The organism is Rhizobacter sp. Root1238, assembly GCF_001425825.1.
GTDB lineage: Bacteria > Pseudomonadota > Gammaproteobacteria > Burkholderiales > Burkholderiaceae_C > Rhizobacter.
The window spans coordinates 86,153-112,282 of the sequence record NZ_LMDM01000012.1; the positions used below are offsets into that span (position 1 = coordinate 86,153).

General features: G+C 69.5%; 18 protein-coding genes. 7 read left to right on the forward strand and 11 right to left on the reverse strand.

Annotated elements, in window-relative coordinates; genetic code table 11:
• Positions 1-7: 7 nt before the first annotated feature.
• Positions 8-2,701: an alpha-ketoglutarate dehydrogenase gene (mdeB, locus tag ASC98_RS11330; RefSeq protein ID WP_056819957.1), complete on the reverse strand. Its 2,694-nt coding sequence runs from the start codon at positions 2,699-2,701 to the stop codon at positions 8-10.
• A gap of 146 nt (positions 2,702-2,847) precedes the next feature.
• Between mdeB and ASC98_RS11335 the strand changes: the two genes are divergently transcribed.
• The 4 genes from ASC98_RS11335 to ASC98_RS11350 all read left to right on the forward strand — a co-directional run bounded on the left by ASC98_RS11335 (position 2,848) and on the right by ASC98_RS11350 (position 8,104).
• A complete protein-coding gene (locus ASC98_RS11335) occupies positions 2,848-5,298 on the forward strand; it encodes a penicillin-binding protein 1A (protein WP_082541827.1) in 2,451 nt (816 codons plus the stop codon).
• 37 nt (positions 5,299-5,335) lie between these two features.
• Positions 5,336-7,177: a DUF885 family protein gene (locus ASC98_RS11340; protein WP_056819961.1), complete on the forward strand. Its 1,842-nt coding sequence runs from the start codon at positions 5,336-5,338 to the stop codon at positions 7,175-7,177.
• Between the two features lie 21 nt (positions 7,178-7,198).
• Positions 7,199-7,789, forward strand: a complete 591-nt coding sequence (locus ASC98_RS11345) for a hypothetical protein (protein ID WP_056804165.1) — start codon at positions 7,199-7,201, stop codon at positions 7,787-7,789.
• Between the two features lie 135 nt (positions 7,790-7,924).
• Positions 7,925-8,104 carry a hypothetical protein gene (locus ASC98_RS11350; RefSeq protein WP_056804169.1) on the forward strand — a complete coding sequence of 60 codons (180 nt, stop codon included), beginning with the start codon at positions 7,925-7,927 and terminating at the stop codon, positions 8,102-8,104.
• Positions 8,105-8,131: 27 nt separating this feature from the next.
• Here ASC98_RS11350 and infA read toward each other — a convergent pair whose 3' ends face one another.
• Together infA and ASC98_RS11360 are read right to left on the reverse strand one after the other, a co-directional pair.
• Complete coding sequence (gene infA / locus ASC98_RS11355; protein ID WP_047501667.1) at positions 8,132-8,374, reverse strand: translation initiation factor IF-1; 243 nt, start codon at positions 8,372-8,374, stop codon at positions 8,132-8,134.
• Positions 8,375-8,385: 11 nt separating this feature from the next.
• Positions 8,386-8,667: a hypothetical protein gene (locus ASC98_RS11360; RefSeq protein WP_056804172.1), complete on the reverse strand. Its 282-nt coding sequence runs from the start codon at positions 8,665-8,667 to the stop codon at positions 8,386-8,388.
• A gap of 337 nt (positions 8,668-9,004) precedes the next feature.
• On the opposite strand from ASC98_RS11360, the gene ASC98_RS11365 reads away from it, so the two are divergent.
• Complete coding sequence (locus ASC98_RS11365; protein WP_056804174.1) at positions 9,005-9,322, forward strand: addiction module antidote protein; 318 nt, start codon at positions 9,005-9,007, stop codon at positions 9,320-9,322.
• Between the two features lie 2 nt (positions 9,323-9,324).
• Here the strand turns inward: ASC98_RS11365 and ASC98_RS11370 are convergent, their stop codons facing one another.
• The 7 genes from ASC98_RS11370 to ASC98_RS11400 form a co-directional block, all read right to left on the reverse strand.
• Positions 9,325-10,338 carry a LacI family DNA-binding transcriptional regulator gene (locus ASC98_RS11370; protein ID WP_056804177.1) on the reverse strand — a complete coding sequence of 338 codons (1,014 nt, stop codon included), beginning with the start codon at positions 10,336-10,338 and terminating at the stop codon, positions 9,325-9,327.
• Positions 10,339-10,440: 102 nt separating this feature from the next.
• On the reverse strand, positions 10,441-11,673 hold the full coding sequence (locus ASC98_RS11375; RefSeq protein WP_056804180.1) for an alginate lyase family protein: 1,233 nt from the start codon (positions 11,671-11,673) through the stop codon (positions 10,441-10,443).
• 29 nt (positions 11,674-11,702) lie between these two features.
• Positions 11,703-13,640, reverse strand: a complete 1,938-nt coding sequence (locus ASC98_RS32110; protein ID WP_082541828.1) for a chitosanase — start codon at positions 13,638-13,640, stop codon at positions 11,703-11,705.
• 27 nt (positions 13,641-13,667) lie between these two features.
• Positions 13,668-16,649 (reverse strand): RICIN domain-containing protein, encoded by a 2,982-nt coding sequence (locus ASC98_RS11385; protein ID WP_056804182.1) that lies wholly within the window; start codon positions 16,647-16,649, stop codon positions 13,668-13,670.
• Positions 16,650-17,007: 358 nt separating this feature from the next.
• Entirely contained in the window at positions 17,008-18,228 is a 1,221-nt protein-coding gene (locus ASC98_RS11390; protein ID WP_056804185.1) for a URC4/urg3 family protein, read from the reverse strand.
• Complete coding sequence (locus ASC98_RS11395) at positions 18,221-19,528, reverse strand: GTP cyclohydrolase II (RefSeq protein WP_056804188.1); 1,308 nt, start codon at positions 19,526-19,528, stop codon at positions 18,221-18,223. Before ASC98_RS11395 ends, ASC98_RS11390 begins: the two co-directional genes overlap by 8 nt.
• A 66-nt stretch (positions 19,529-19,594) precedes the next feature.
• Positions 19,595-22,375, reverse strand: coding sequence for a polysaccharide deacetylase family protein (locus ASC98_RS11400; RefSeq protein ID WP_056804191.1), 2,781 nt, complete (start codon positions 22,373-22,375; stop codon positions 19,595-19,597).
• A 69-nt stretch (positions 22,376-22,444) separates the two neighbouring features.
• Between ASC98_RS11400 and ASC98_RS11405 the strand changes: the two genes are divergently transcribed.
• Complete coding sequence (locus tag ASC98_RS11405) at positions 22,445-24,052, forward strand: hypothetical protein (protein ID WP_157597868.1); 1,608 nt, start codon at positions 22,445-22,447, stop codon at positions 24,050-24,052.
• 48 nt (positions 24,053-24,100) lie between these two features.
• Positions 24,101-25,483, forward strand: a complete 1,383-nt coding sequence (purB, locus tag ASC98_RS11410; RefSeq protein ID WP_056804198.1) for an adenylosuccinate lyase — start codon at positions 24,101-24,103, stop codon at positions 25,481-25,483.
• Between the two features lie 6 nt (positions 25,484-25,489).
• Here the strand turns inward: purB and ASC98_RS11415 are convergent, their stop codons facing one another.
• A complete protein-coding gene (locus ASC98_RS11415; protein WP_056804201.1) occupies positions 25,490-26,104 on the reverse strand; it encodes a glutathione binding-like protein in 615 nt (204 codons plus the stop codon).
• Positions 26,105-26,130: the final 26 nt, after the last annotated feature.

Genomic DNA, 26,130 nt, shown 5'->3' on the forward strand with positions numbered 1-26,130 from the left:
TGAACGGTCAGCCCTGCCACGGCGCCTGTGCCGCGGCGTCCACGCCGTACTTCGCCACCGCCTGCGCCAGCACCGGGCGCTCCAGCGTGCCGTCGCGCACCAGCGCCTGCAGCGCGGCCAGCACCACCTGGTGGCGGTCGACCTCGAAGAAGCGGCGCAGCTGCTGGCGGGTGTCGCTGCGGCCGAAGCCGTCGGTGCCGAGCGTCACGTAGCGCGCGTCGACATATTCGGCGATCAGTTGCGGCCAGGCGCGCACGTAGTCGGTCGCGGCGATCACCGGGTCGTGTCCCTTCAGCAGCGTCGCGACGTGCGAGGCGGCCGGCGCGCCGCCCAGCCGCTCGGCGCGGTCGCACGCGCGCGCGTCGCGCGCCAGCTCGCTGAAGCTCGTCACGCTGAACACCTCGCTCGCGACCTTCCAGTCGGTGGCCAGCAGCTCGGCCGCGGCGATCACCTCGCGCAGGATCGCGCCGCTGCCGAGCAGCCGCACGCTGCCGGCCGCCTTCTTCACCGCCTGCGCCTGCAGCCGGTACATGCCGCGCAGCAGGTCGGCCTGCGCCGCGTCGGGCAGCGACGGTTGCGCGTAGTTCTCGTTCATCAGCGTGACGTAGTGGAACTCGTCGCACTGCTGCTCCAGCATGCGGCGCGCCGCATGGTCCACGATCACCGCGACCTCGCCGGCGAACGCCGGATCCCAGGCGCGGCAGTTCGGCACCATCGCGGCCATCACCAGGCTGCTGCCGTCCTGGTGCTGCAGGCCTTCGCCGCCGAGCGTCGTCCGCCCCGCAGTGGCGCCGAACAGGAAGCCGCGCACGCGCTGGTCGGCGGCCGCCCAGATCAGGTCGCCGACGCGCTGGAAGCCGAACATCGAGTAGTAGATGTACATCGGCAGCATCGGCAGCCCGTGCACGCTGTACGAGGTGCCGGCGGCGATCCACGACGCGAGTGCGCCGGCTTCGGTGATGCCCTCCTCGAGCAGCTGGCCGTCGCGCGCTTCGCGGTACGACAGCATCGAGCCGGCATCCTCCGGTTCGTACAGCTGCCCGTGCGGCGAGTAGATGCCGATCTGCCGGAACAGGCTCGCCATGCCGAAGGTGCGCGCCTCGTCGGCGACGATCGGCACGATGCGCGGGCCCAGCGCCTCGTCCTTCAGCAGCCCGGCGACCATGCGCACCGCGGCCATCGTCGTCGACATCTCCTTGCCGTCGGCCTGCAGCGCAAAGCCGCCCCAGCCGGACAGCGCCGGCACCGGCAGCACCGGCGCCTGCGGCTTGCGCGCCGGCAGCGCCCCGCCGAGCGCGCGGCGGCGCTCGTGCAGGTACTGCATCTCGGGGCTGTCGTCGGCCGGCTTGTAGAAGCGCAGCGCGGCAACGTCGTCGTCGGACAGCGGCAGCGCGAAGCGGTCGCGGAAGGCCTTCAGCGCGCTGATGTCGAGCTTCTTCGCCTGGTGCGAGGTCATCCGCGATTCGCCGACGCCGCCCATGCCGAAGCCCTTCTTGGTCTTCGCGAGGATCACCGTCGGCCGGCCCTTGTGCGCGCGTGCCGACGCGAAGGCCGCATGCAGCTTGCGGAAGTCGTGCCCGCCGCGCTTCAGCGCATCGATCTCGTCGACGCCCATGTGCGCCACCAGCGCCTGCACCTGCGGGTCCTGGCGGAAGAAGTGCTCGACGTTGTAGGCGCCGTCGTTCGCGCCCAGCGTCTGGTACTGGCCGTCGACGGTGGCGGCCAGCCGCTGCAGCAGCACGTGCTGGGTGTCGCGGGCGAACAGCGCATCCCAGTCGGAGCCCCACAGCACCTTCACGACGTTCCAGCCGGCGCCGGTGAACAGCGATTCGAGCTCCTGGATGATCTGGCCGTTGCCGCGCACCGGGCCGTCCAGGCGCTGCAGGTTGCAGTTGACGATGAAGGTCAGGTTGTCGAGCTGCTCGCGCGCGGCGAGCGTCAGGCCGGCGATCGATTCGGGCTCGTCCATCTCGCCGTCGCCGAACACGCCCCAGACGTGGCGCGGCGCGGTGTCGGCCAGCCCGCGGTGCGCCAGGTAGCGCATGAAGCGCGCCTGGTACACCGCGCTGATCGGGCCGAGCCCCATCGAGCCGGTCGGGAACTGCCAGAACTCGGGCATCAGCCACGGGTGCGGGTACGAGCACAGCCCGTGGCCGCCGACCTCCTGGCGGTAGTTCGCGAGCTGCTCCTCGCTGAGCCGCCCTTCGAGGAAGGCGCGCGAGTAGACGCCCGGCGCCGAATGCGGCTGGAAGTACACCAGGTCGGCATCGCGACCGCCCGGCGTGCGGCTGTCGTCGCCGCGGAAGAAGTGGTTGAAGCCCATCTCGAAGAGCTCGGCCGCCGACGCATAGCTCGCGATGTGGCCGCCCAGCTCGCCATAGGCCTGGTTGGCGCGGACCACCATCGCGAGCGCGTTCCAGCGGGTGATCGCGGTCAGCCGCTCCTCGATCGCCAGGTCGCCCGGGTAATGGCCCTGGCGCTCCAGCGGGATGGTGTTGCGGTACGCCGAATACGGCTGCACGTGCGGCACGATGCCCAGCTGCTGCGCCTGCTCCTCCAGCTGCTCCAGCAGGTAGAGGCCGCGCTCGCTGCCGCCCTCGGCGACGGCGGCGCGCAACGCGTCGAGCCACTCCTTCGTCTCCAGCGGGTCGGTGTCGCTCGCGGCCTGGGCGAGCAGGTGGCGGGGGGTCTGGCCGTTCATGGGGCGGTCCTGCAGCGGGGGGAGCCGAGACTATAGAAGCAACATGCCGAAACGGCCTCGGGCGGGACATTGCATAGACTCCCCCCTCCCTGGCCCGCCGTTTGCCCGCTGGTGCCCGGCGCCCGCCCGTTGTCCGAAGGATCCCGATGTCGAGTTCCCGTCCCGCCCCGTTGCCCACCGTGCCCGGCTTCGAACCCGAGCCCGCCTGGCGCGAGCGGCTGCGCCGCATCGGGCTGTGGTCGGCACTCGGCGCCGGCGTGCTGGCCATCGCGCTCGGCATCTACGTGGTGGTGCTGCTGCGCATCACGCCCAGCGTCGACGACCTGAAGCAGGTGCAGGCGCAGCAGCCGAGCGTGCTGCTGTCGGCCGACGGCCAGCAGATCGCGAGCTTCCGGCGCGCGCAGCAGGAGCGGCTGACGCTCGACAAGGTCTCGCCCTTCGTCGTGAAGGCGCTGGTCGCGACCGAGGACAAGCGCTTCTACGAGCACCGCGGCATCGATTTCGTCCGCTCGGTCGGCGCGGTGCTGCACAGCGCGGCCGGCGACATGCAGGGTGGCTCGACGATCACGCAGCAGCTGGCGCGCAACCTGTTTCCCGACGAAGTCGGGCGCGCTCGCAACCTGCACCGCAAGGCCAAGGAATGGGTCACCGCGATGCGCATCGAGCGCGTCTACGACAAGACGCAGATCCTCGAGGCCTACCTGAACACCGCGCCGTTCCTGTACAACGCGGTCGGCATCGAGATGGCGGCGCGCACCTACTTCGACACCTCGGCCGCCGAGCTCGACGTGCTGCAGAGCGCGACGCTGGTCGGCATGCTGAAGGGCACGTACTACTACAACCCGGTGCAGCACCCCGAGCGCGCGCTCGCGCGGCGCAACGTCGTGCTGTCGCAGATGGCGAAGGCGCAGGCGATCACCGACGAGCAATTGCGCACGCTGAGCGCGCAGCCGCTGGAACTGCACTGGAGCCGCCAGCCCGATTTCCCGGCCACCGCGCCGCACTTCGCGGCCTATGCGCGCAAGTGGCTGCTCGACTGGGCCGATGAGCATGACGAGGACCTGTACGCCGACGGCTTGGTGATCGAGACCACGCTCGACAGCCGGTTGCAGGCCGAGGCGGAGCGCGCGGTGCAGGTGCAGGCCGATGCGCTGCAGCAGGTCGCCGACACCGAATGGAGCCGCCCGGCGCTGCCGGCGGTGGCGACCGCGCCCGAGGCCTATGCGAAGTTGCTCGGCAAGTCCGAGCCTTTCGGCTTTCTCTGGGCCGGGCGGCGCGACCTGGTCACCGCGTTCGTGCGCGAGTCGCCAGAGTTCAAGAAGGCGGTTGACGGCGGCGCGAGCCCGGAGGCTGCGCTGGAGAAGCTGCGCGGCGATGCGCCGTTCATGGCGCGGCTGAAGGCGCAGAAGACGCGGCTGGAGGCCGGCTTCGTCGCGATGGACCCGCGCAACGGCGAGATCCGCGCCTGGGTCGGCAGCCGCGATTTCGCGCAGGAGCAGTACGACCACGTCGCGCAGGCCGAGCGCCAGCCCGGCTCGACCTTCAAGCCCTTCGTCTACGGCGCGGCACTGGAGGCCGGGCTGACGCCCGACCGGACCTTCGTCGACGGGCCGGTCGAGGTCACGATGGGCGGCTCCGTCTGGCGCCCGACCGACATGTCGGGCTCGACCGGCGAGCCGATGACGATCCGCGACGGCCTGGCGCTGTCGAAGAACACCATCACCGCGCAAGTGATGCAGGAGGTGGGCATCCCGCGCGTGGTGGCGCTCGCGAAATCGCTGGGCGTCGACCAGAGCCCGCTGGAGCCGGTGCCGTCGCTCGCGCTCGGCACCAGCCCGGTCACGCTGCTGGAGATGGTGAACGCCTATGCGTCGATCGCGCAGGTGGGCAGCGTGCACAAGCCGGTGTTCGTCAAGCGCATCAAGGACCGCACGGGGCGGGTGATCGCCGAGTTCGGCGAGGCCCCGCGCCGCGGCATGTCGCCCGAGGCCGCGACCGACCTGATCGACATGATGCGCGGCGTGATCGCGCGCGGCACCGGCACGCAGGTCCGCAGCCGCTTCGGCGTGACCGGCGACCTGGCCGGCAAGACCGGCACCACGCAGAAGAACACCGACGGCTGGTTCATCCTGATGCACCCGGAACTGGTGGCCGGCGCGTGGGTCGGCTTCAACGATGCGCGGGTCACGCTGCGCAGCAGCTGGTGGGGCCAGGGCGGGCACAACGCGGTGCGGCTGGTCGGCGATTTCTTCCGCGATGCGCAGAAGAAGGGGCTGGTCGACCCGAAGGCGAGCTTCCCGCCGCCGCGCGTGCCGGTGCCGCCGGTCGAGCCGGCCGCGTCGGCGCCCGAGGGCGCCAACGATGGCGAGGGCGGCAGTCTCGAGCCGGCGAACGGCGACGACCAGCCGCCCAAGACCTCGGAGGAGCTCGGGCAGATCCTCAACGGCATGGGCCTGGACCCGAAGACCGGGGTGCCGAAGGCGCCGGGCGACCGGCCTGCGCCGCGGCCGCAACCGAGCGTTCCATCGACACCGCCTTCCAACGAAGAGCCGGCGCCGCCACCCGCGGCCCCGGCGGCTTCCGACAGCAGCCCATGAGGCTATTTCCATCGACCTGACCCGGGAGAAGACAACGATGACTTTTGCGACGACCTGGCTGCGTGCCGCGCAGCCTGCCATGCTGGCGGTGCTGATCGCCGTGGCCGGCCCCCTCCAGGCGCAACCGGCGGTGCCGTCCGACGCGGCGGCTTCCGCAGCGCCGGCGGACGAGGCCGCCGTGTTGCGCGGCCTGCTCGATGCCGACCTGGCCGAGAACTTCCGCCGCGAGCCGATGTGGGCGACGGTGTTGGGCATTCCGGGCTACAACGCGTTGCTCCCGGACCTGTCGGACGCCGAGAAGCTGCGCCGGCAGGCCTACGAGCGCGACACCCTCGCGCGCGTGCAGGCGATCGACCCGGCGGGCCTGCACGGGCAGGACCGAGTGTCGCGCGAGTTGCTGCTGGTCAAGATGCGCAGCGCCGTCGAATCGCAGCAGTTCGTGCACGCGAACGAGCTGGTGCTGACGACGCTGTGGGGCATCCAGTCGATGATGCCGCTGGCCGCGCAGATGACGCCGATGCGCGGCGCCGACGACTACCGCGATTTCACCGCGCGCGTGAAGGCGGTGCCGCGCATGGCGGAGCAGGTGCAGCAGCGCCTCGCGCTCGGCCTGCAGTCGGGCTGGGTGCAGCCGCAGGGCGTGGTCGACCGCGTGATCGCCGGCATCGACGCGCACCTGGTGGCCAATGCCAACGACAGCGTGCTGCTGAAACCGTTCAAGGCCTTCGTGCCAGCGGTGCCCGAAGACCAGCGCGACGGGTTGCTGCAGGCCGCGCGCGCCGCGGTGCGCGACGACTACCAGCCGGCGCTGCGTCGGCTGCGCGAGTTCCTTGCGACCACCTACCGGCCGAAGGCGCCGGTCGACGTCGGCCTGTCGGCGCTGCCGGGCGGCGACGCGTACTACGACTTCCTGATCCGCACCGGCATCGTGCAGGACCTGGACGCCGGCAAGATCCATGCGCTCGGCCTGCGCGAGGTGGCACGGCTGCGGCGCGAGATTGCGCAGGTGGCGCGGCAGACCGGCTTCAAGGGCAGCACGCAGGCCTTCATCCACCGCGTGAGCCACGACAAGCGCTTCTTCTTCACGTCGGAGGAAGCGGTGCTGGCGAGCTTCCGCGCGATGTCGGCGCGCATCGATCCGCAGCTGCCGAAGCTGTTCCACACGGTGCCGCGCATGGCGTACCAGGTGCGTGGCATGACGGCATCGGAATCGGCCAGCAGCACCGCGGCCAACTACACGCCGGGCTCGCTGGAGCTCGGCACGCCCGGCTACTTCACGGTGAACGCGCGTGGCTATGCGAGCGAGCCGACGTGGGAGGTCGAGACGCTGTTCATGCACGAAGCGGTGCCGGGGCACCACCTGCAGACCGCCCGCGCGGCCGAGATCGAAGGGCTGCACGACTGGCGCCGCCGCGGCGGCTGGAACGTGGCCTACGGCGAAGGCTGGGCGCTGTACGCCGAATCGCTGGGCTTCGAGCTCGGCATGTACCGCGACCCGTACCAGCACTACGGCCACCTGCAGGCGCAGCTGTTCCGTGCGGCGCGGCTGGTGGTCGACACCGGCATCCACGCCTACCGCTGGCCGCGCGCGAAGGCGGTCGACTACATGATCCGGCAGGCCGGGCTCGAGCCGGCCAACGCCGCCAGCGAGGTCGACCGCTACTTCTCGAACCCGAGCCAGGCGCTCGGCTACCTGCTGGGCAAGCGCAAGCTGCTGGAACTGCGCGAGCGGTCGCAGAAGGCGCTGGGCAGTCGCTTCGACCTGCGCGACTTCCACGCGGTGGTGATCGACAGCGGCACGATGCCGTTGTCGGTGTTGGAGCAGCGGGTGGATGCCTGGATCGCGCGCGGCGGCGGGCGGCCGGATGCCGAGGGCTGACCGAGCTGGGAGAATGCGCGGATGACGACGACCGAAGCACCGCTGATCCAGATCGCCCGCCGCTACTCGCACATCGGCATGCAGGTGGCGAAGGCCTACCACCAGCGGCAGGCGGAGCTGGAGCTCGACAAGGTGTTGATGCCCGAGCGGCTGTCGACGCCCGATGGCACCGCCACCTCGATCGCGACGCTCGAAGAGCTGCGCGAGCTGACCGCGACCCACCGGCAGGCGTATCAGAAGCTGATGGTGGCGTTCGCCGGCGAGATGGCCAAGGCGTTGGAGGAGTTGCCCGAAGCCGTGCGCGATGCCGAGCGCGACCGCATCGTGCCGATGCTCGAATGGCAGTTCAACGCGCAGCGCGAGTTCTACGAGAACCGCGACCGCTGGATCGCCGCGGCGGAACAGGTCTGCGAGCTGATCGATGAGCGGCGCGCCAAGCTGACCTTCACCGACGACGGCGTGCTGTTCGAGGCCGACGACGACCTCGACCGCTTCCAGGCGCTGATGGGCTCGCTCGACGAGATGCAGCAGCGCGAGGTCGAGCAACTGGCGCAGCGCATCGAGCGCATGAAGCGCTCGGCCGCGGCGCTCGGGATGAGCTTCAGCGAGTAGGGATCGAGCGGGAAGAGCCGGTCAACGAGCCGCCTTCTGGCGACCACCGCGCTCACGGGCGGTGCTCTTTGCAGGGCCATTGCGTCCGGACGGACGCATGGCGGCTACGATGGGCCTCAACTTGTCGAGACCCAGATGAACCAATTCCTGCTGCAACCCGCCGCCACGATCACGGCCGCACTGATCACCAACCCGGCACCCGGGGTGTCACGCACGAAGATCGAAGACGTGGGCGCGCTGTTCACCATGGTCTACAACGAACTGGCCAAGGCGGCTGCCGCCGACACCGAGAAGGCGAAGACGGCGGCCCCCTGAGGGCGAGCAGAACCTCAGCGGTTCTGCTCAGCGGTTCTGCTGCGGCGGCCGGCCGAGGTGGCGGAACGTGATCCGCCCCTTGCTCAGGTCGTACGGCGACATTTCCAGCGACACGTTGTCGCCGGCCAGGATGCGGATGTGGTGCTTGCGCATGCGTCCCGAGGTGTAGGCCACCAGCTTGTGGCCGTTCTCCAGCGTCACGCGAAAACGCGAGTCCGGCAGGATTTCGTTGACGACGCCGCTCATTTCGATCAGTTCTTCCTTGGCCATGAGGACACTCCTTAGGGGTTGGACGGGGATGGCACGGCCACGCTGCGGCCCGCGACCCAGGCGAGGCCCTGGTCGGTGGCGTAGCGCAATGCGGCGCGTGCGGTCTGGAAGAGCGGCGAGAAGCGCATGACCCGGTCGTGGGTGGCGCTGCCGTGGCCGCTGCGGATGGAGACGGCGGCCTCGTGGCGGCCGTCGCTGCGGGAATGGCTGAATGGCGAGACGAGGTATCTGCCGATTTCGATCGAGGTCTTGATGCAGTTCTTTCTAGGGCGCGACCGGCTTGCAAGGGCCATCGGAAACGGCTGCTGCAGCGTCGGTCGGGAGTTGGGGCGTCGATGCCGTCAGAGGATGCAGCCCGCGGGACAGGCCGCCCGACACGCGCCAGGAGGAAGCACGCAGTCTACCACTGCGGGCTTTTCCAGGCCACAGCGCCGCGGCGGTATCCCCGTGAACGACTGGGCGGTCTGTCAGACGGAGCGGCAGCGACACGATGGCCTGGCCGCTCGCGGGCGGCAGTCTGTCCCCGTGAGCGCTCTGTGGGGCTCGACATCCGTAGCCCATGGGCTACATTCCCGCGATGCGTGTCGAGAAGACGGAGGCCTATCGACGCATTTTGAGGAGTAGCCTGCCATGCCCAAGATCCCGTCGAAGAAGCCCGTCCGCACGAAGGCGACGCCGTACGACGTGGCCGAGCATCTGCGAACGCCGGAAGAGATGGCTGCGTACCTCGATGCCTGGCTTGAGGAAGCGCCGGATGACGCTGCGGGCATCGCACGGGCATTGGGCGACATTGCCCGAGCCAAAGGCATGAGCCAGGTGGCCAAGGAGGCCGGCCTGAGTCGCGAGAGCCTGTACCGCGCGCTCAGCGCCGAAGGCAATCCCAGCTTCGCCACGGTGCTGAAGGTGGCCAAGGCCCTGGGCTTCAGGCTGCACGCCTCGGCCCTCTGAACTCAGCCCTTCTTCGGCCTCGCCAGCGAATCCCGCAGGATCAGCTCGGGGGCGAACTCGCGCGACACCGGCAGGTCGGTGCCAAAGCACATGTTCGACAGCAGCCGGCAGGCGTTCAGCCCCATGTCGCCGACGACGATGCGGATCGTCGTCAGGCGCGGCGACAGCCACGCGGCGATGTCGGTGTCGTCGTAGCCCATCACCGACACATCGCCCGGCACCGTGAGGCCGGCCGACTGCAGGCGCGACATCGCGCCCATCGCCATCTGGTCGTTGCAGCAGAACAGCGCGGTGAAGCGGGCCTTGTCGGCCAGCAGCTGGTCGGCGCCGGCCCAGCCGCTCTCGGCGGCGAAATCGCCGGTCATCGTCGGCACCGACTCGCGCGCAATGCCGGCCTCGGCCAGCGTGTCGAAGAAGCCCTGCAGCCGCAGCCGGTTGTCCGGCGCGCCCGACGGCCCCGCGATCACCGCGATGCGGCGGTGCCCGTGCTCCAGCAGCGTGCGCGCCGCGAGCGCCCCGCCGGTCTTGTGGTCGACCGTGAAGCACTGGCTGCGCATGCCCTTCACGTCGCGGTTGACCACCGCCAGGTTCGGGAAACGCCGCTTCAGCCCGACGATGTCGGCATCGCGCAGCGCATAGGTCGTCAGCAGCATGCCCTCGCACTGCCGGTCCATCAGGAACTCGATGCCGCTCAGCGCCTGCTCGCGCACGTCTTCGCCGCCGTGGCCGTTGGCGATCACCATGTGGCGATCCAGCGCGCGCAGCTCCATGTCGATCGCATGCAGCATCGGGCCGTAGAACGGGCCCTTGAAATCGGGCACGTAGACGCCGATCGCGTTGGTGCTCTTCATCGACAGCGCGCGCGCGATCCGCGACGGCCGGAAATCCAGCTGCTCGATCGCCGCCTGCACGCGCGACGCCGAGTCGGCCGAGAACGGTCCCTTGCCCGAAATCACGCGCGATGCCGTGGCGACACCGACGCCTGCCAGACGCGCCACATCCTTGATCGTGCCCACTGATTGCACCTGCCCCAGACTACCGAATTGGCTCGGATCATAGTCTGGAGCTTGGGGCTTGGGCGTTTCTGTTTCGCAATCGACGATGGTGTCGATCGCGAATCAGTAGTCGTCGCGGCCGTGCGTGGCGGTCGTGAAGCCGAGGAACTGCATCGAGCCGCCGTCCGGGCGGCGCGCCTTCGCGAGCGCCTGGAAGTTCGGGATCGCGACGCCGCGGTTCATGTAGCCGTTGACCGCGATGTCCATGTAGCCGGCCTCCAGGTGCTGGCCCTTGCAGTTGCGCACGCCGCTGCCGCTCTGCAGCGATTTCGCCATGTACTCCAGCCCCTTGGCCAGCCGCGGCGTCGTCTCGCCCGAGGCCTTCCACAGCCAGACCGAGGTGTCGCCGGCCTGGATCACCGCGATCTCGGCGGCCTGCGCCAGGCCTTCGAGGTTGTACTGCGGGTGCGTGCAGTCGCGGTCCTTCAGCTCGTTGACCTCGCCGCTGGAGAAGACCGACAGCGGGATCATCTCGGTGACGCGCTGCAGGCCGGCCGCGTAGCGCGTCGGGTTGTCCTGGTAGGCGCCGGCGGCCATCATCGCGAGACCGGCCGACACCGCCCAGTTGTTGACGCGGGTGCGCGCCTTCGCGGCCTCGGTGTACTGGCGGTCGATGAAGCCGTTGAAGGTCGTGATGTCGGCCTGCGCCCAGCCGGCCTCGCCGTTGTTGTAGTGGCGGATGATCTCGGCCGCGCTGACCCACACCGGCAGCATCCACGCCGCCTCGAGCTGCACCTGGGCGGCGTTCGTGCCCGAAGCCACCGAGAAGCTGCGGAAGGTCCTGCCCCAGTCGTTCAGGATCGCCACCGCCTTGTCGCGGTGCCGTGCGTCGCCGGTCTTGACCCAGCGCAGCGCGTTCAGGTAGGCCGCCTGCGCATCGTTCTTGAAGCGCGCCTCCTGGTCGCCGATCGCGCTGCCCACCACCTGCACGTTGGACAAGGCCTTGTGCGAGTAGGTGTAGGCACTGCGCGAGTCGTTCATCACGACCTGGTAGCCGGTCTTCAGCACGCTCGGGTTGGCCGAGTTCTGCGCGGCCTTGAAGCTGTCGAGCCGCGCCTGCGTCAGGAAGATGCCGGGGTGGCGGAACGTGGTCGGCGTGATGGCCTGCGCAGCTTCGCGCGCCACCGACACGTCGTCGGTCGGAGCGTCGGCCACCTGCGCGCTGTCGTCGGAGGCCGACGCCTGCGCACCGTCGTCTTCACCGGTGTTGCCGCCGCCGCACGCCGCCAGCAGCGCCAGTGCGATCGGGGCGAGGGCCCAGCGCAGGCGCCGGGTCGATGCATGGATGTTCGTCATGGGAGGTCTCCTCGCTGTCGGGTTCGTGTTCACTTGATGCTGTAGCTGTCGCCGTAGACCTTCCAGCTCAGCGGCGTGTTGAGGTCGAAGTTGCCGGCCTTCAGCCAGACGCGCTGCGCGGTGTCGACGCGCGTCGTGTCGCTGTGGGCCTCTTCCTTGTTCATCTCGACCACGCGGGCATCCATGAAGGCGTTCAGGTAGGTCGCCTCGTCGCCGCCCTGGGCGGGGGTCTTGGCCTTGGCCATCGCCGCCTTGCGGACGCTCATCGCACCTTCGTAGCCGTGCATCACCGCCGCGTCGTAGTAGGCGAACTGGCCGAGTGCGCGCAGGCCGTCGCTCTTCGCCCGGTTGACCGAGGGGGTGAAGTAGACGTTGTCGCGCTCGTAGTCCTGCGACTGCTGGAAGATCACGTCGGCGGCGGCCGTCTTCCAGTCGCCGGTGAAGGTCGGATCGAGCCCGGCGTGCGACTCGGTGTTGTTCACCTTCTTCAGTGCCGGCAGGTACTTGGCCAGCACGTTGCCCGGCTTGCGGTTGGTGTATTCCTGCACCACTTCCAGCATGTCGCCGGTGCCCGAGCAGAAGCCGATGATGCCGGCGGTGTAGCCGCGGCCGTCATGGATGTCCTGGATGTAGGCGTACTGCGCCTTCCAGTTCAGCGACGAGTTCTCGGCACTGGAGACGATCTGCATCGCGATGTCCTTCTTGCGAGCATCGAACAGGTCTGCGGACGACGGAGCCGGCGCTGGGGCCGGAGCCGGCGCGGGCGCCGGAGCAGGTGCCGGGGCTGGTGCAGGAGAAGGTGCGGGCGCCGGTGCGGGTGCCGGTGCGGGAGAAGGTGCCGGCGCGGGTGCGGGGGCCGGCGCTGGGGCGGGCGCCGGAGCCGGAGCAGGCGCGCCGACCGCGGTCAGCTTCCATTGCTGGTTCGCGCCGGTGCCGCAGTCCCATTGCTGGATCGCGCCGCCGGCCGCCGTGCTGTGGTCCTTCACGTCGACGCACTTGCCGCTGTGGCGGGCCTTCAGCGAGAAGCCGGCACCCGACACGGCGACCGCGAAGCGCTGGTTGTCGCTGGCGGCGGTGGCCCATTGCTGGATCAGCGCGCCGTTGGCGGTCGACACGTCGGTCACGTCGAGCGACTTGCCGCTGTTGACGTTGACCAGGCGGAAGGTGCCGCCCGTCTCTCCGCGCAGCTCGAAGCGCTGCGAGGCCACGTCGGCGCAGGCGCTCTGCTGCGCCTTGGCGCCGTCGGCGGTGCCGGCACCGGCGATGTCCAGGCACAGGCCTGACTCGACCGACTTGACTTCGTAGACGCCGACCGCGACTGCCGCGGTGGCGTTGCCGCTGCGCGGCAGGAACCGGAACGACTGGCCGCCGCTGGTGCCGGTGCTGCACGACAGCTGCTGCAGCACGGCGCCGTCGGCGGTGGAGGCACCGGTCACGTCGACGCACTTGCCGCTGCCGGCATTGACCAGGCGGAAGCGGTCGCCGCCCAGGTGCTCGATGCGGAAGCGCTGCGCGTTGGTGCCGTTGTCGACCCACTGCTGCACGGCCGCGCCGTCGGCGGTGGAGGCCGACGCGACGTCCATGGCCTTGCCGCTGCCGCCGTTCACCAGCTTGTAGACACCGCCGCCGACGGCGCTGAGTTCGAACGACTGGGCGGCGTTCTTGTTGCAGCTGGCCTGCTGCAGCCGGCCGCCGTCTTCGGTGCTGGCGCCGGCCACGTCGACGCACTTGCCGCTCTGCGCATTGACGATGGTGTAGATGCCGTTGGCGAGCGTGATGGTGCCGGCTGTGCTGGCGCGTGCGGCCTGCGCGGCTTCATGGCTGTCGGCGGCGCGGTCCGCGCTGTCGGGCGCGGTGCTGCCGTCGTTGCCGCCGCAGGCAGCGAGGAAGGCGCTGCTCATCGCGACAGCGAGCGGCAGGCGGGCGAGGTGGTATCGCTTGGAAAGCTTGGATTCTTTGGTGCGCATGGTGTGCTCCCGGATAGGGTGGGGGATTTACTTCCAGTCGGAGGTCTGCAGCAGCGGATCGATCGTCAGCCCGAAGGTGTTGGCGACCTTCGCGCCCACCGTTCCCGGCGTCGCCAGTTGCGCACTGCCGCAGGAACCACCACCCGTCTTGATGATGGCCCACAGCATCGCGCCGTCGCGTGCGTTGCGGTTGGCCGCCGTGCCGTTCGCGACCGCATTGGTGTAGCGCTGCACCGAGTACGGCTGGTTCAGGTTCGCGCCGTACTGGTCCTGCAGGTTGCGCGAGCCGGTGCACTGGGCATCGGCGTCGTTCACCACCAGCATGCCGCCGGCCCAGCCTTCGGGCGACGGTTCCAGCCCGATCGACACGATGGTCTTGCTCGGGAACAGCGAGCGGTACTGGTTGTACGCGGTGATGCCGTCGTAGTGCTCGAAGCGGGCGTCGTAGCTCATCACGTTGACCAGGTCGAGCATGTTCGCGACCGCCGGGTACTTCAGCACCACGCCGCGCTCGCGCCCGGCATTGCCGCCCCAGTACGACATCTTGCCGGCGCAGGCCGGATCGGCCGTCGTGCCCGAGGTGCAGTCCGCTCCGCTCGACCAGCCCGCCAGCGTCAGCACGCGGCCGCCACCGGCCAGGTCGACGGCCTTGCGCAGTGCCTTGATCGCGTTGGCATAGCGGTCCACGTCGCCGTCGGCTTCGTAGTCGACGTCGAGGCCGTCGAAGCCCATCTCGGTCTGGATCTTCGCCAGGGCGTTGATGATCGAGCCGCTGCCGGCCGCCCCTTGCGACGCGAGCGGGCCCCAGTTGTTGTAGGTGGCGCCGCCGACCGCGAGGACCACCTTCTGGTTGCGCTGGTGCAGCACGTCGATCGCGGCCTTGATGTCCTTCGGCGACGCACTGAACGTGATGCCGGTGCCCGAGAAGCTGTTGGTGGCGAGGCCGGCCCACGAGAAGTTCGGGTCGGCGAACGACACCATCACGTGCGTGTAGGTGGCGGGCACCTTCGCGAACTTGCTGGCCTTGTAGACGTCGTTGGCGGTCTTGCCGGTGGCGTCGAACCAGTTGTCGCTCCAGGTCGGGTAGTAGCCGACGTAGACGCGCTTGGTCTGCACGGCCTTCAGCGCTTCAGGCAGCGTCAGCGTGCCGTTCGGGGCCGGAGCCGGGGAGGGGGCGGGCGCAGGGGCCGGCGACGGCGCGGGGGCCGGTGCGGGCGACGGAGCCGGGGCGGGTGCCGGTGCAGGCGTCGGGCCGCACGACGCGCTGGTCGGCGTCCACAGCGTCGGCGTCGCGGCCGGGTTCCAGTTCGCGCCGGCGAACGCGGTGTGCGTCACCAGGGCCTTGTACTGCCTGCCCTGGTAGCTGACGACCTGGCCGACGTTGTAGGTGATGCCTTCGGTCCAGGCCGCGCAACTCGTCGGCGCGGGCGCGGGTGCAGGTGCGGGGGCCGGCGTCGGTGCGGGGGCCGGCGCAGGCGTGGGAGCCGGTGCGGGCGCAGGCGTCGGGGCAGGTGCGGGAGCAGGCGACGGCGCCGGTGCGGCCGACACCGGGATCAGCGCCCACTTCTGGTTCGCGTTGACGCTGCAATCCCATTGCTGGATGCCGGCGCCGGGGGCGCTGTTCCAGTCCTTCACGTCGACGCACTTGGCGCTGTTGGCGGCCTGCAGGCGCACCGTGCCGGTGGCGGTGTCGGTCAGCATCGCGAAGCGCTGGTTGGCGCCGCTGGTGTTGGCCCATTGCTGGATCAGCGCGCCGTTCGCGGTCGACACGTCGGTCACGTCGAGCGAGCGGCCGCTGTTCATGTTGACGATGCGCCAGGTGCCGCTGGTGTCGGGCACGAACGAAAACACCTGCGACGCGGCGCCGCTGCAGTTCTGCTGCACGACCTTCGCGCCGTCGGCGGTGCTGGCGTCGGCGATGTCCAGGCACAGGTTCGAGAACGACGACTTCACGGCGTACTGCTTCGCGGTCGGCGCCGGGGCCGGTGCGGGTGCAGGCGCCGGTGCAGGCGGGTTGCTGTCCTTGGCGGTCGCGAAGATCTGGTAGTACTCGTAGTCGCGCGTGTTCGCGCGGCTGAAGTCGTCCTTGCTGCCCGAGCCGACGCGGTCGCGCTGGGCCGCCCAGTACGACAGCAGGCCGATGCCCTTCTGCTTCGCGAAGTTGGCGACGACCGTCGCATCCGCCGGCGTGAAGATCTCCGACGCTTCGTCGTTCTGGCCGATCATCGGCGTGATGCCGATCATCGCCCACAGCTGCGCATCGGTCTTCGACGGGTACACGCCCTTCAGCTGGTTGAAGGTGGACTGCGCTGCCGAGACGGCGAGGTCGCCCATCTTCTTGCCGCCGCTGTAGTAGGTGCCGTAGTCCATCGCCATGATGTTGACCATCGACACCGTGACGCCGGCGCTCACCGCGCCCTTGATCAGCTCCAGCGCCTTCGGCGGCAGGCCGCCCGGCTCGGAACTGGTGCGGAACGGGTCCACCGGCAGCGTGAACGAGGTGTACAGATCCGGGTAGATCGCCTGCAGCTGCTTGATCGCCGCGTTGCGCACGCCGTTCAGGCGCGTGTCGCCGAGCTGGCCGCCTTCGATGTCGAAGTCGAGCATGCGCGTGCCGTGCGTGTCGATCAGCTGTCGGATCAGGCTGACGAGGTTGGCCGTCGAGCAGACCGATTCGAGGTAGGTGCCGCTGGCGCCGCCGAACGACAGGATCACCCGTCCGCCGCCGTTGATGTAGGCCTTGACGTCGGCCTTCACCGACGCGTTGTTCATCGTGGCATCCATGCCGCCGCTGAGCGAGCAGGCGCCGTTGTTCGAGATCGCGAACGCGATCGTCATGCCGTCCATGCCGGCGCGAGATTTCGCCTCGGTCAGGTTCTTGAACTTGTAGTCGGTGCTGTTGAAGCTCCAACCGAAGAAGTACGGCGCGACGATCGTGCCCGCATGGGCCATCGACGTCGCGGCCACACCGGCGGCGAGCGCGAGCGCGCTCAGCTTGAATCTGTTCATGGTCCCAACCCTCTCGCGGCCTCGGCGCTGCGGCGCCCGGCCCTGCCTTGTTGATTCGATCTCGCGTCGACGAACTGCGCGGGGCCTACGCGAGGGCCTTGCTGCGGTTGCGCTTCATCAAAGTGGAAACGCTTCCACAAGACCAATTGAAGCATCCCTGGTCATCAGACAAACCAGGGTAAACCCGTACGAATTGCCGCGGCAAGGTGACGAGTTGTGTGCAAAGTTGCAGCTTTCGTGGCACGCATCCGGTGCACGGCGAGGCATCCATTCGCGACGGCGATGGATGGATCGAACTTCTGGTATCAGTTTGGTCTTGTGACGAAACCGGCGCCGCGGATCGGGAAACCCGATGGGTTCAAAACACCGTGCCGTCGCTGTCGATCGCGAGCGGCGGGCTGCCGCCGCGCAACTCGCGAGCCATGGCGCGGCCTGCAGCCCAGGTGCCGCCTTCGAGGATGCAGGCGAGCGGCATCTCGGCGACGGTCTTGCCGAGGCGATGGCGCACCAGCGGCGCGAGCTCATCGATCAGCGCGACGGTGAGCGCGCGCCATTCGACGATGGCTTCGTCGCCGGTTGTATGACGACGACCTGACAAGCCGGGGTCGCGCGGCACGATGACCCCGCTGTCGAGCAGCAGCCCGCCGTTGCGGTACTCCGGCAGGCCGGTCAGCCCGTCGAGCCGGGTCACCGGCACGCCGGCCCATGCGAAGGGCTCGAGCAGCGAGTAGCACAGCCATTGGCTGAGCTTGTGGAACGGCACCCAGCCGGCGCTCGCGCCGCTGCCGCCGGCCAGCGGGTGGCGCCAGCAATCGCCGAGCGGCAGGCCGTTGAGTTCGTTGCCGGCCAGCCAGATGCCGCTCAGCGTGTCGAGCAGGGCCTGCAGCAGCTGCGGTGCGCCCAGCGGCGCCTGGTGCGACTTCAGCGCGAGCCGGTCGAACAGCGCGCCGGGCCGGCCGACGGATCCGAAGCTTGCGTGCTGCACCTGCATCGCCTCGCCGAGCCGGCGCAGCAGCAGCGTGCGGCCCTCCAGGCCGACCAGCGGGTTGTCGTCGCGCACCTGGAACATCGCGGCGAGCGTGGCCGCGTCGAGCCGCAGCAGCGCGGCCGCATCGACGCGCAGCGGCTGCGACGGATCGCTCGAGAACAGCCCCTGCATGAAACCGCGGAAGCTCGCGACACCCAGGCCTTCGGAGCGGCCGAAGGTCTGCCCGCTCTCGGCTTCGGCATAGCGCCACGACGCCCCTGCGCCGGCATCGAGCAGCACGCTGATCACCGTGAGGTCGATGCGTGCGTGGGCCTGCGCGGCCGCATCGAGGCCCGCCAGCCGCGCATCGAGTTCGCCCTTGCGGTCGACGCCGCCGGCTTCGAAGTGGCGCCATCGGCTGTGGTACGGGATGCGCAGGTCGGGGTAGTGCTGCCGCGTGACCTGCTCGACGCGCTGCGCCGCATCGGCCAGCTTCGTGCGATCGAGCGTGAAGTGCGCGGAGCGCCCCTCGCCGACCGCACGCAGGATGTTGGCGCAGCGTTCGCGGATGGTGTCCGCCTGCCGCAGCGTGGCGACGGCGGGGCTAGACAAGGCCGCGCCCCTTGGTGGCCGCGAGCTTGATGTCGTCGGGCACGCTGCCGTCGGTGAAGTAACCGGCCGCGATCTTGGCCTCGATCTCGACCTTGGCGTCGGCCGGCACCAGTTCGTCGGGAATCTTGATGCGCTCGCCGACCGTGATGCCGCTCCCGGTGATCGCGTCGTACTTGTCGTTGCTCATGCTGACGAGGCGGTGGATGCGCTGCACGCCGAGCCAGTGCAGCACGTCGGGCATCAGTTCCTGGAAGCGCATGTCCTGCACGCCGGCGACGCATTCGGTGCGCAGGAAGTACTTGTCGGCGCTGTCGCCGCCCACCTGCCGCTTGCGTGCGTTGTAGACGAGGAACTTGGTGACCTCGCCGAGCGCGCGGCCTTCCTTGCGGCTGTAGGCGATCAACCCGACGCCGCCGTGCTGCGCGCCGCGGATGCACTCCTCGATCGCATGCGTCAGGTAGGGCCGGCAGGTGCAGATGTCGGAGCCGAACACGTCGGAGCCGTTGCACTCGTCGTGCACCCGCGCGGTCAGCGTGACGCTCGGGTCGGCGAGGTCGCGCGGGTTGCCGAAGAGGTAGAGCGTCTGCCCGCCGATCGGCGGCAGGAAGACCTCGATGTCGCTGCGCGTGACGAGCTCGGGGTACATGCCGCCGGTCTCCTCGAACAGGTGGCGGCGCAGGTCGCCTTCGCTGACGTTGAAGCGCTTCGCGACGCCCGGCAGCCACCACACCGGCTCGATCGCCACCTTGGTGACGACGGCCGAGCCGTCTTCCAGCAGCACCCGGCCGTCGACCTGCAGGCGCTGGAAGGCGAGCGCCTGCCGCACCTCGGGCAGGTGGATGTGGGCCTGCGTGACGGCGATGGTCGGACGGATGTCGTAGCCCTCGGCGATGTAGTCGCCGAACACGTCGGCGACCGACGCGCCCCACGGGTCGATCGAGACGATCTTCGAAGCGTCCCCCCAGGCCGGGTACGGGCCGATCAGGTCGGTGGGCGCGGTGTTCGTGAGGTCGGCGCGATGGCCCTTCTTCAGGTTGCCGGCCGCGAGGGCCAGCGCACGGTACACGCCGTACGAGCCGCTGTGGGTGCCGACCACGTTGCGCTGGCTGCGGTTGGTGGTGGTGCCGACGATGGGGCCGCGCTCCAGCGCGGTGGCGGCGCCCCAGTGGAGGGCCGGCGCACCGGACGGACCCTGCTGGCCGGGGTGAGAGGTCAGGCGGATGTGCCTCGAGGGCTCGCGCCCGGAGGACGGACCGCCGGTGGATTTGGGACGGGGCTCAGTGCGGGGCTCGATGCTCATCGCGGTCGCTCCTGGTGGCGCAGGCCGGAAGGCCTTGCGCCCCGAGGATACGACGGCGATGCCGATTCAGGGCAACCGCGGCCGATGCGCCGCATCCGGCGCCGCGATCCACGCCTGCAGCTCCGGCACCCGTGCTTGCTTCGGCGCCAGCCCGACAAAGGTCGTGTACGCCTTCAGCGCCTTCGCGTCGTCGCCGGCCTGCAGCTGCGCATCGCCCAGGTTCAGGTACGCGAGCGCCCGGCTGCCATCCATCTCGATGGCCTTCTCGAACCAGCGCGCCGCCTCGGCCGGCTTGCCGCGCTTGAAGTAGACGAAGCCGAGGTTGTTGGCCGCCAGCGCGAACACCGGCTGCAGCTTCAGCGCCTCGGTGAACGCGGCCTCGGCTTCGTCGTAGCGGCGCTCGCGGTACAGCGCCAGCCCGCGGTCGTTCGCGCGCTGCGCCGCCACGCGTGGCGCGACCGGCGCGGCGGCCGGCGTCGACAGCTTCACGTCGCCGCCTTCCAGGTTCTTGATGACGACCTGCACGTCCTTCGCCGCACCCTTGCCGGCGCCGGGCTGCAGCGCCGCCGTCTTCGCGTCGTCGAGCTGCTTGTTCAGCTTGCTGGCGTCGGCATCGAGCTGCGGCGAATCGCCGCTCAGTGCCTCGCGGTCGGCCGGCAGCTCGAACACGAACTCGCCGCCCTCCGAACCCGGCAGGCTGCCGAAGGCCGGGGTCTGACGCGCGATCGCCGCCACCGACGGCGCGACGTAGGCCGCCAGCTCGGTGCCGGTGATCACGCCGTCGCCGTTCAGGTCGGCCTTGCCGTTCAGCGCCTGCAGCAGCGTCCAGGTGAACACCGAATGGCCGCCCGGGCCGTCGTCGGCCACCTGCTGGTCGGCACCGCCGGCGGTCAGCATCTGCCGGCCGAGCCGCCGCGCGTTGTCGGCCAGGAAGTTCGCGGTGCTGCCCGCGCCGCCGCCGCGCGTGAGCCCGAGGCCGGAGTAGCACGCGTCCACCATGAACAGCACGTGCTTCGCGCTGATCGCCTCGGCCACCTCCTGCAGCTGCGGCATCGAGATCGCGTCCGACGCGAAGTCCGCCAGCGCCGCATCCACCGGGATCAGGTAGCCGACGTCGCGCCCGCTCGTCAGCTTGCGCGTGCCGCCGTGGCCGGCATAGAACACCACCACGCGGTCGTCGCGCCGCACCTTCTTCGCATCGGCCAGCTTGTCGTTCAGCACGCGCAGGATGTTGGCCCGCGTGGCCTCGCCGTCGTAGAGCGCGGTCACGTTCCCGGCCTTGAAGCCGAAGCGCGTCACCAGCGTCTCCTGCACCGCGCGCGCATCGCGCACCGCATGGTGCAGCTGCGGCCACCTGGCGTACTGGTCGATGCCGATCACCAGCGCGAAGCTGTCGCGGTACAGCGTGTCGGCGCTCGCGGCCAGCGCGGCATCGGGCACCGCCTTGCGCGGTGCGTTGACGATGAACCGGCCGTCGCGCCAGGTCGCGAAGCGGTAGCCGTCGGCCACCAGCTGGTCCAGCACCAGCGGCAAGGCCTGCACCGTGCGGCCCTGGATGTCGTGGAACAGGACCACGCCGCGGCCGGCCTTGTCGACCTCGCTCAGCACGCGCTCGGCGATGCTCTTGGGCACCGGGTCGGCCCAGTCCATCGAATCGACGTTCCACATCATCGAGCGCAGCTTCAGCCCTTCGACGGTGCTGAGCGCGCCCTCGGTGCGAGCGCCATACGGAAAGCGGAACAGCGACGACGGCTGGCGCCCTGTGGCGTCGAGCAGCGCCTCGGTGTCGGTGGTTTCGCTGCGCACCGCGTCGTCGCTCAGCCTGGCCATCACGCTGTGCGTGAAGCTGTGGTCAGCGAGCTGGTGGCCGGCCGCCAGCACCCGCTTCGCGACCGCGCCGTTCGGGCCGAGCTTCGCCTTGCCGTCGGCGCCCACCGTGCCGAGGTTGCGCCCGAGGTTGAAGAAGATTGCCGGCGCGTCGTAGCGCTTCAGGATGTCGAGGATGTCGTCGGTGTACTTCGGGTGCGGGCCGTCGTCGAAGGTCAGCACCACGGTCTTCGGCGGCAGCGAGGCGCCGAAGATCTCGCGCGAATCGGGCTCTTCGCTCGCGCCCGACCGGGTCGACGGCGCGGTGTACGGCACGATGGTCGCGAAGTCCTTCAGGATCTGTTCGCGGTTGTAGAGCTTCGAGACCTTGGCGACGTAGTCGGCCCACTTCTCGCGCTGCAGTTCGATGCCGCGCTTCGCGAAGCGGCCGAACACATCCTTCAGTTCGCGGTCGTAGGCTTGCTCCACCTCGGCCAGCACCGCCAGGTCTTCGTTGGCACGGCGCGCGAGCTTCAGCCCGGCGATCGACTGCGATTGCGCGTACTGCGCCGCAAGGCGGGTCAGGAATTCCTTGAAGGCAAGGCGGTCGGCATCGAACCACGACGGCTCGCCCTCGATGCGGTCGAGCAGCGCTTCGAGCGCCGGCAGCGTCGCCGGGTTGGCGGTGTCGGCCGCCGCGGTGGCGAGCGCATCGACACGCTCCTGCAGGTCATGGAACAGCAACTGCCCGACGGCCCCGACCGCCCGCCGCTCGGCCGGCTTCAGCGCACGCTCGCCGGTCATCAGCACGACCATCTGGCGGTGCGCGGCGAGCACGCCGTCGGCGCGTTGCTGGAGCTGGGCGGCAAGCGCGCCCGCAGACGATGAAGCCGCACTGGGTGCCGGCGCGGCTGCAGCAGCCGAGGCAGCGACCGGCGCCACCGCAGGGCTCGCGGGCGCCTGGCGGCGGTCGCACCCCGCCGCGACGAGCAGCATCGCAGCAGCGACGAAGAAGGAGCGTGCGCAAGGGGAGGCGGGCATCGGAAGCAATCGTTGAACTGTCGGCGCGCCGATGTTACTCAGGCTGTTCACGCAACCCAGACGACTGAAATGAGTCCCGTCAAGAAGGGATCACCAGAAAGGCAACCCTCCTTGGAACGCGGCGGCGGGCGGCTGTTACTCAAGGGGCATCGCGGAACGACGGAGAACGGTGTGACAGACAAGATGGGACGGCACACCAGCCTGCGGGGGCGAGTGCCTTCGCTGCACATCAGGAAGCTCCACGGCACCGACGGCGATGAACCACCTGCCCGCCTGCAGCCGCAGTTCAGGCCGGCCACGCAGAACCGTCTCCCCCCATCAGGCCCCGTGGCCCTGTTCGGCCACGGCCAGGTGCTGCCGACGACCGTGGCAGATCGGTCGCAGGTCATGCGCTTCAGCCTGCGGGAGGACGGCGGCCCCGGCGCCTGGCTGACCAACGAGATCTTCGATCGCGGCATCGACACCGACCTGACCCTGTGCTTCGGGTGCCCCGCGCAAGGTGACGAGCAAGGCCCGTTGACAGACGAGGGTGTGAAGTCGCTGGTGGGTTGGATCGGTCGGTGGGTGCCGCTTCTGCCCGACGTGCCGATCAAGCTCGACCTCAGCGGCAACCAGATCACGGCGCGCAGCCTGCGGTCGCTCGCTGAATGCCTGAAGCGTCACCCGAGGATCCAGGGGCTCGACCTGTGCCGCAATCAGGGGCTCACGGGGCTGTTGCCTGCCAAGCCCAAGACTGCCAGAAGGGCCATCGGCAAGACGTGGACGTCTCCCCGGTCCACCCAGAGGAAGAAACAGCAGCTCACGGCCGGTGAGGCCATCAGGCAATTGCTGGCGACCACCTCGCTTCAGGAGTTCCGCGTGAGCGATAACCCGTTCAGCCCGGCAGACCGGGCGCTCATCCTCCAGGCGGCCGCAGCCAGCCCCACGCTGTGCAAGTTCGACATGTCGAACTGCGCGTTGTCTGCGGCCGAAGTGGAGGTATTGATCGGCGAGGTTCCCGGCAAGAAATGGCGCCACCTGGGCCTGGGCACGAACTTGAAGCAGGCCATGGTGAACTTCATCGCCAACCATCTCTTGCCGGCGACCCCCACCCTCGTCTCGCTGGACCTGGGAACCACCGAGCCGTATTCGTCGCTCGACGTCATCCCCGTGCTCCGCGCGCTGGAGAACCACCCCTGCCTGAAGACGCTGTCTCTCGCCGGACACGGCCTGCGGGGCGACGCGAAGATGCTGACGGAAGCATTGCGCCTGAACAAGGTCCTGCGCACGCTGGACTTGTCGCGCTGCACCATGGACTGCGCCTTTTTCGAGGCGTTGACCAATTCGCTGAAATGGGGCGCCGCCAGGGATGAAGCCTCGAAGCCCAACCACGCCCTGACGCGGTTGATCCTGACGACCTTCGACGACCCACTCTTTCCCCGTGACCAACAGGAATCCTTGGCCCGGATGTGCGCCATCGCGATCGATCGCAACCGCCATCTCACGTTGAGGGCCCATGCGGCCGAGGCCTTCCATGCCGGCCTGTGGTCCTCGCCATGGAAGGGTCTGCCACTGCCACTTTGTTCGCTCATCGTCGAACAGCTTGGCGATGACAAGACCAGCGTGCGCAACCTGGCGACTGTGGTCCCGGCGCGGGGCGCTCGAACTGCCGGGTGGAGGGTCGGGAAGCCGGGGTAGCAGACCGTCCGCCTAAAATCGACGCTTTCCGCCCGCTTGCCCGTCCCCATGAACCTCTCCGCCCTGTCCGCCCTGTCCCCGCTCGACGGTCGCTATGCCGCCAAGGTCGCAGCCCTGCGCCCGCTGCTCAGCGAGTTCGGCCTGATGCACCGCCGCGTGCAGGTGGAGGTCGAGTGGTTCATCGCACTGTCGGACGCCGGCCTGGCCGAGTTCAAGCCCTTGAGCGAGGCCGCGCGCGGCCTGCTGCGGGGCCTGGTGGCCCGCTTCAGCGAGGCCGATGCCCAGGCCATCAAGGACATCGAGCGCACCACCAACCACGACGTGAAGGCGGTCGAGTACTGGCTGAAGGGCCGTTTCGAATCGAATGCCGAGCTGAAGGGCGCCGGCGAGTTCGTGCACTTCGCCTGCACCAGCGAAGACATCAACAACACCAGCCACGGCCTGATGCTGAAGGCGGCCCGGAGCGAGGTGCTGCTGCCCACGCTGGACCGCATCGTCGACAGCCTCGCCGCGCTGTCGGTCGAGCTGGCCGACGTGCCGATGCTCAGCCGCACGCACGGCCAGACCGCCAGCCCGACCACCGTCGGCAAGGAGATCGCGAACGTGGTCGCGCGGCTGCGCACCTCGCGCGAGCGCATCGCCGGCGTGCAGCTGCTGGCCAAGATGAACGGCGCGGTCGGCAACTACAACGCCCACCTGGCGGCGTATCCGGAGGTCGACTGGGAGGCGTTCTCGCGCCGCGTGATCGAGGGCGCGCTCGGCCTGAACTTCAATGCGTACACGATCCAGATCGAGCCGCACGACTACATGGCCGAGCTGTTCGATGCGGTGACGCGCACCAACACCATCCTGATCGACTGGTCGCGCGACGTCTGGGGCTACATCAGCCTCGGCTACTTCAAGCAGCGCACGAAGGAAGGCGAGATCGGCTCCAGCACGATGCCGCACAAGGTCAACCCGATCGACTTCGAGAATGCCGAAGGCAATTTCGGCCTGGCGAACGCGCTGCTGACCCACCTGAGCCAGAAGCTGCCGATCAGCCGCTGGCAGCGCGACCTGACCGACAGCACGGTGCTGCGCAACATGGGCGTGGCGCTCGGCTACGCGGTGCTCGGCTACGACAGCCTGCTGCGCGGCCTGGGCAAGCTCGAGGTCAACCGCGAGGCCCTCGCGGCCGACCTCGACAGCGCCTGGGAAGTGCTGGCCGAGCCGATCCAGACGGTGATGCGCCGCTACAAGCTCGCGAACCCGTACGAGCGGCTGAAGGAGCTGACGCGCGGCAAGACGATCACGCGCGACGCGATCCAGCAGTTCATCGGCACGCTGGAGATCCCCGAGGCCGAGAAGACCCGGCTTCTCGCGATGACGCCGGGCAGCTACACCGGCATCGGGGCCGAGCTGGCGAAGCGCATGGGCACGCCGAAGCGCTGAGGCGCGTCAGTCCTTCAGCAGGCCCTCGGCGCGCAGCGCCTGTTGCACCGCCGGCCGCTCCGACACGCGCGCCATCCAGGCGCGCAGGTTCGGGAAGTCCGACAGCGGGATGCCGAGGAAGTTGCTCCAGTTCACGATCGTGAAGCCGTAGGCGTCGGCGACGCTGTAGTCGCCGGCCAGGAATTCGCGCGTCGCGAGGTGGCGGTCCATGTCGGCGAAGCGCGCGGCGAGCTTGAGCTTCGCGTCGCGCTTCGTGCTGTCGGCCGTCTCCTTGTGCCACAGCCACGGGCTGAAGGTCTTGTGCAGTTCGGTGCTGACGAAGGTCAGCCACTGCGTCACGGCCAGGCGCCGCCGGCCGGCGGGCGCACCGATCAGCGCCTGCGACGGGTCCAGGTCGGCAAGGTACTGCAGCAGCGCCGTGCCTTCGGTCTGGCGCGAGCCGTCGTCGAACTCCAGCAGCGGCACGTAGCCGCGCGGCGAGATCTCGAAGTAGTTGCCGCCGCCGTCGGCCAGCGTGTGGGTCGCGAGGTCGACCTGGTGCGCCTCGAAGGTGGCGCCGGTTTCGCGCAGCGCGATGTGAACGGCCAGCGAGCAGGCGCCGGGGGCGAAATAGAGCTTCATGGGAAAGTCCTGTTGAGGTTTCGGTG

What these genes read in the sequence shown, in the direction of transcription:
- ASC98_RS11385 (WP_056804182.1), bottom strand. Translation starts at nt 16,649, where the DNA reads ATGAACAGATTCAAGCTGAGCGCGCTCGCGCTCGCCGCCGGTGTGGCC.
- ASC98_RS32110 (WP_082541828.1), bottom strand. Translation starts at nt 13,640, where the DNA reads ATGCGCACCAAAGAATCCAAGCTTTCCAAGCGATACCACCTCGCCCGC.
- mdeB (WP_056819957.1), bottom strand. Translation starts at nt 2,701, where the DNA reads ATGAACGGCCAGACCCCCCGCCACCTGCTCGCCCAGGCCGCGAGCGAC.
- ASC98_RS11340 (WP_056819961.1), top strand. Translation starts at nt 5,336, where the DNA reads ATGACTTTTGCGACGACCTGGCTGCGTGCCGCGCAGCCTGCCATGCTG.
- ASC98_RS11400 (WP_056804191.1), bottom strand. Translation starts at nt 22,375, where the DNA reads ATGCCCGCCTCCCCTTGCGCACGCTCCTTCTTCGTCGCTGCTGCGATG.
- ASC98_RS11405 (WP_157597868.1), top strand. Translation starts at nt 22,445, where the DNA reads ATGAGTCCCGTCAAGAAGGGATCACCAGAAAGGCAACCCTCCTTGGAA.
- ASC98_RS11395 (WP_056804188.1), bottom strand. Translation starts at nt 19,528, where the DNA reads ATGAGCATCGAGCCCCGCACTGAGCCCCGTCCCAAATCCACCGGCGGT.
- ASC98_RS11345 (WP_056804165.1), top strand. Translation starts at nt 7,199, where the DNA reads ATGACGACGACCGAAGCACCGCTGATCCAGATCGCCCGCCGCTACTCG.
- purB (WP_056804198.1), top strand. Translation starts at nt 24,101, where the DNA reads ATGAACCTCTCCGCCCTGTCCGCCCTGTCCCCGCTCGACGGTCGCTAT.
- ASC98_RS11350 (WP_056804169.1), top strand. Translation starts at nt 7,925, where the DNA reads ATGAACCAATTCCTGCTGCAACCCGCCGCCACGATCACGGCCGCACTG.
- ASC98_RS11335 (WP_082541827.1), top strand. Translation starts at nt 2,848, where the DNA reads ATGTCGAGTTCCCGTCCCGCCCCGTTGCCCACCGTGCCCGGCTTCGAA.
- ASC98_RS11375 (WP_056804180.1), bottom strand. Translation starts at nt 11,673, where the DNA reads ATGACGAACATCCATGCATCGACCCGGCGCCTGCGCTGGGCCCTCGCC.
- ASC98_RS11360 (WP_056804172.1), bottom strand. Translation starts at nt 8,667, where the DNA reads ATGGCCCTTGCAAGCCGGTCGCGCCCTAGAAAGAACTGCATCAAGACC.
- infA (WP_047501667.1), bottom strand. Translation starts at nt 8,374, where the DNA reads ATGGCCAAGGAAGAACTGATCGAAATGAGCGGCGTCGTCAACGAAATC.
- ASC98_RS11365 (WP_056804174.1), top strand. Translation starts at nt 9,005, where the DNA reads ATGCCCAAGATCCCGTCGAAGAAGCCCGTCCGCACGAAGGCGACGCCG.
- ASC98_RS11415 (WP_056804201.1), bottom strand. Translation starts at nt 26,104, where the DNA reads ATGAAGCTCTATTTCGCCCCCGGCGCCTGCTCGCTGGCCGTTCACATC.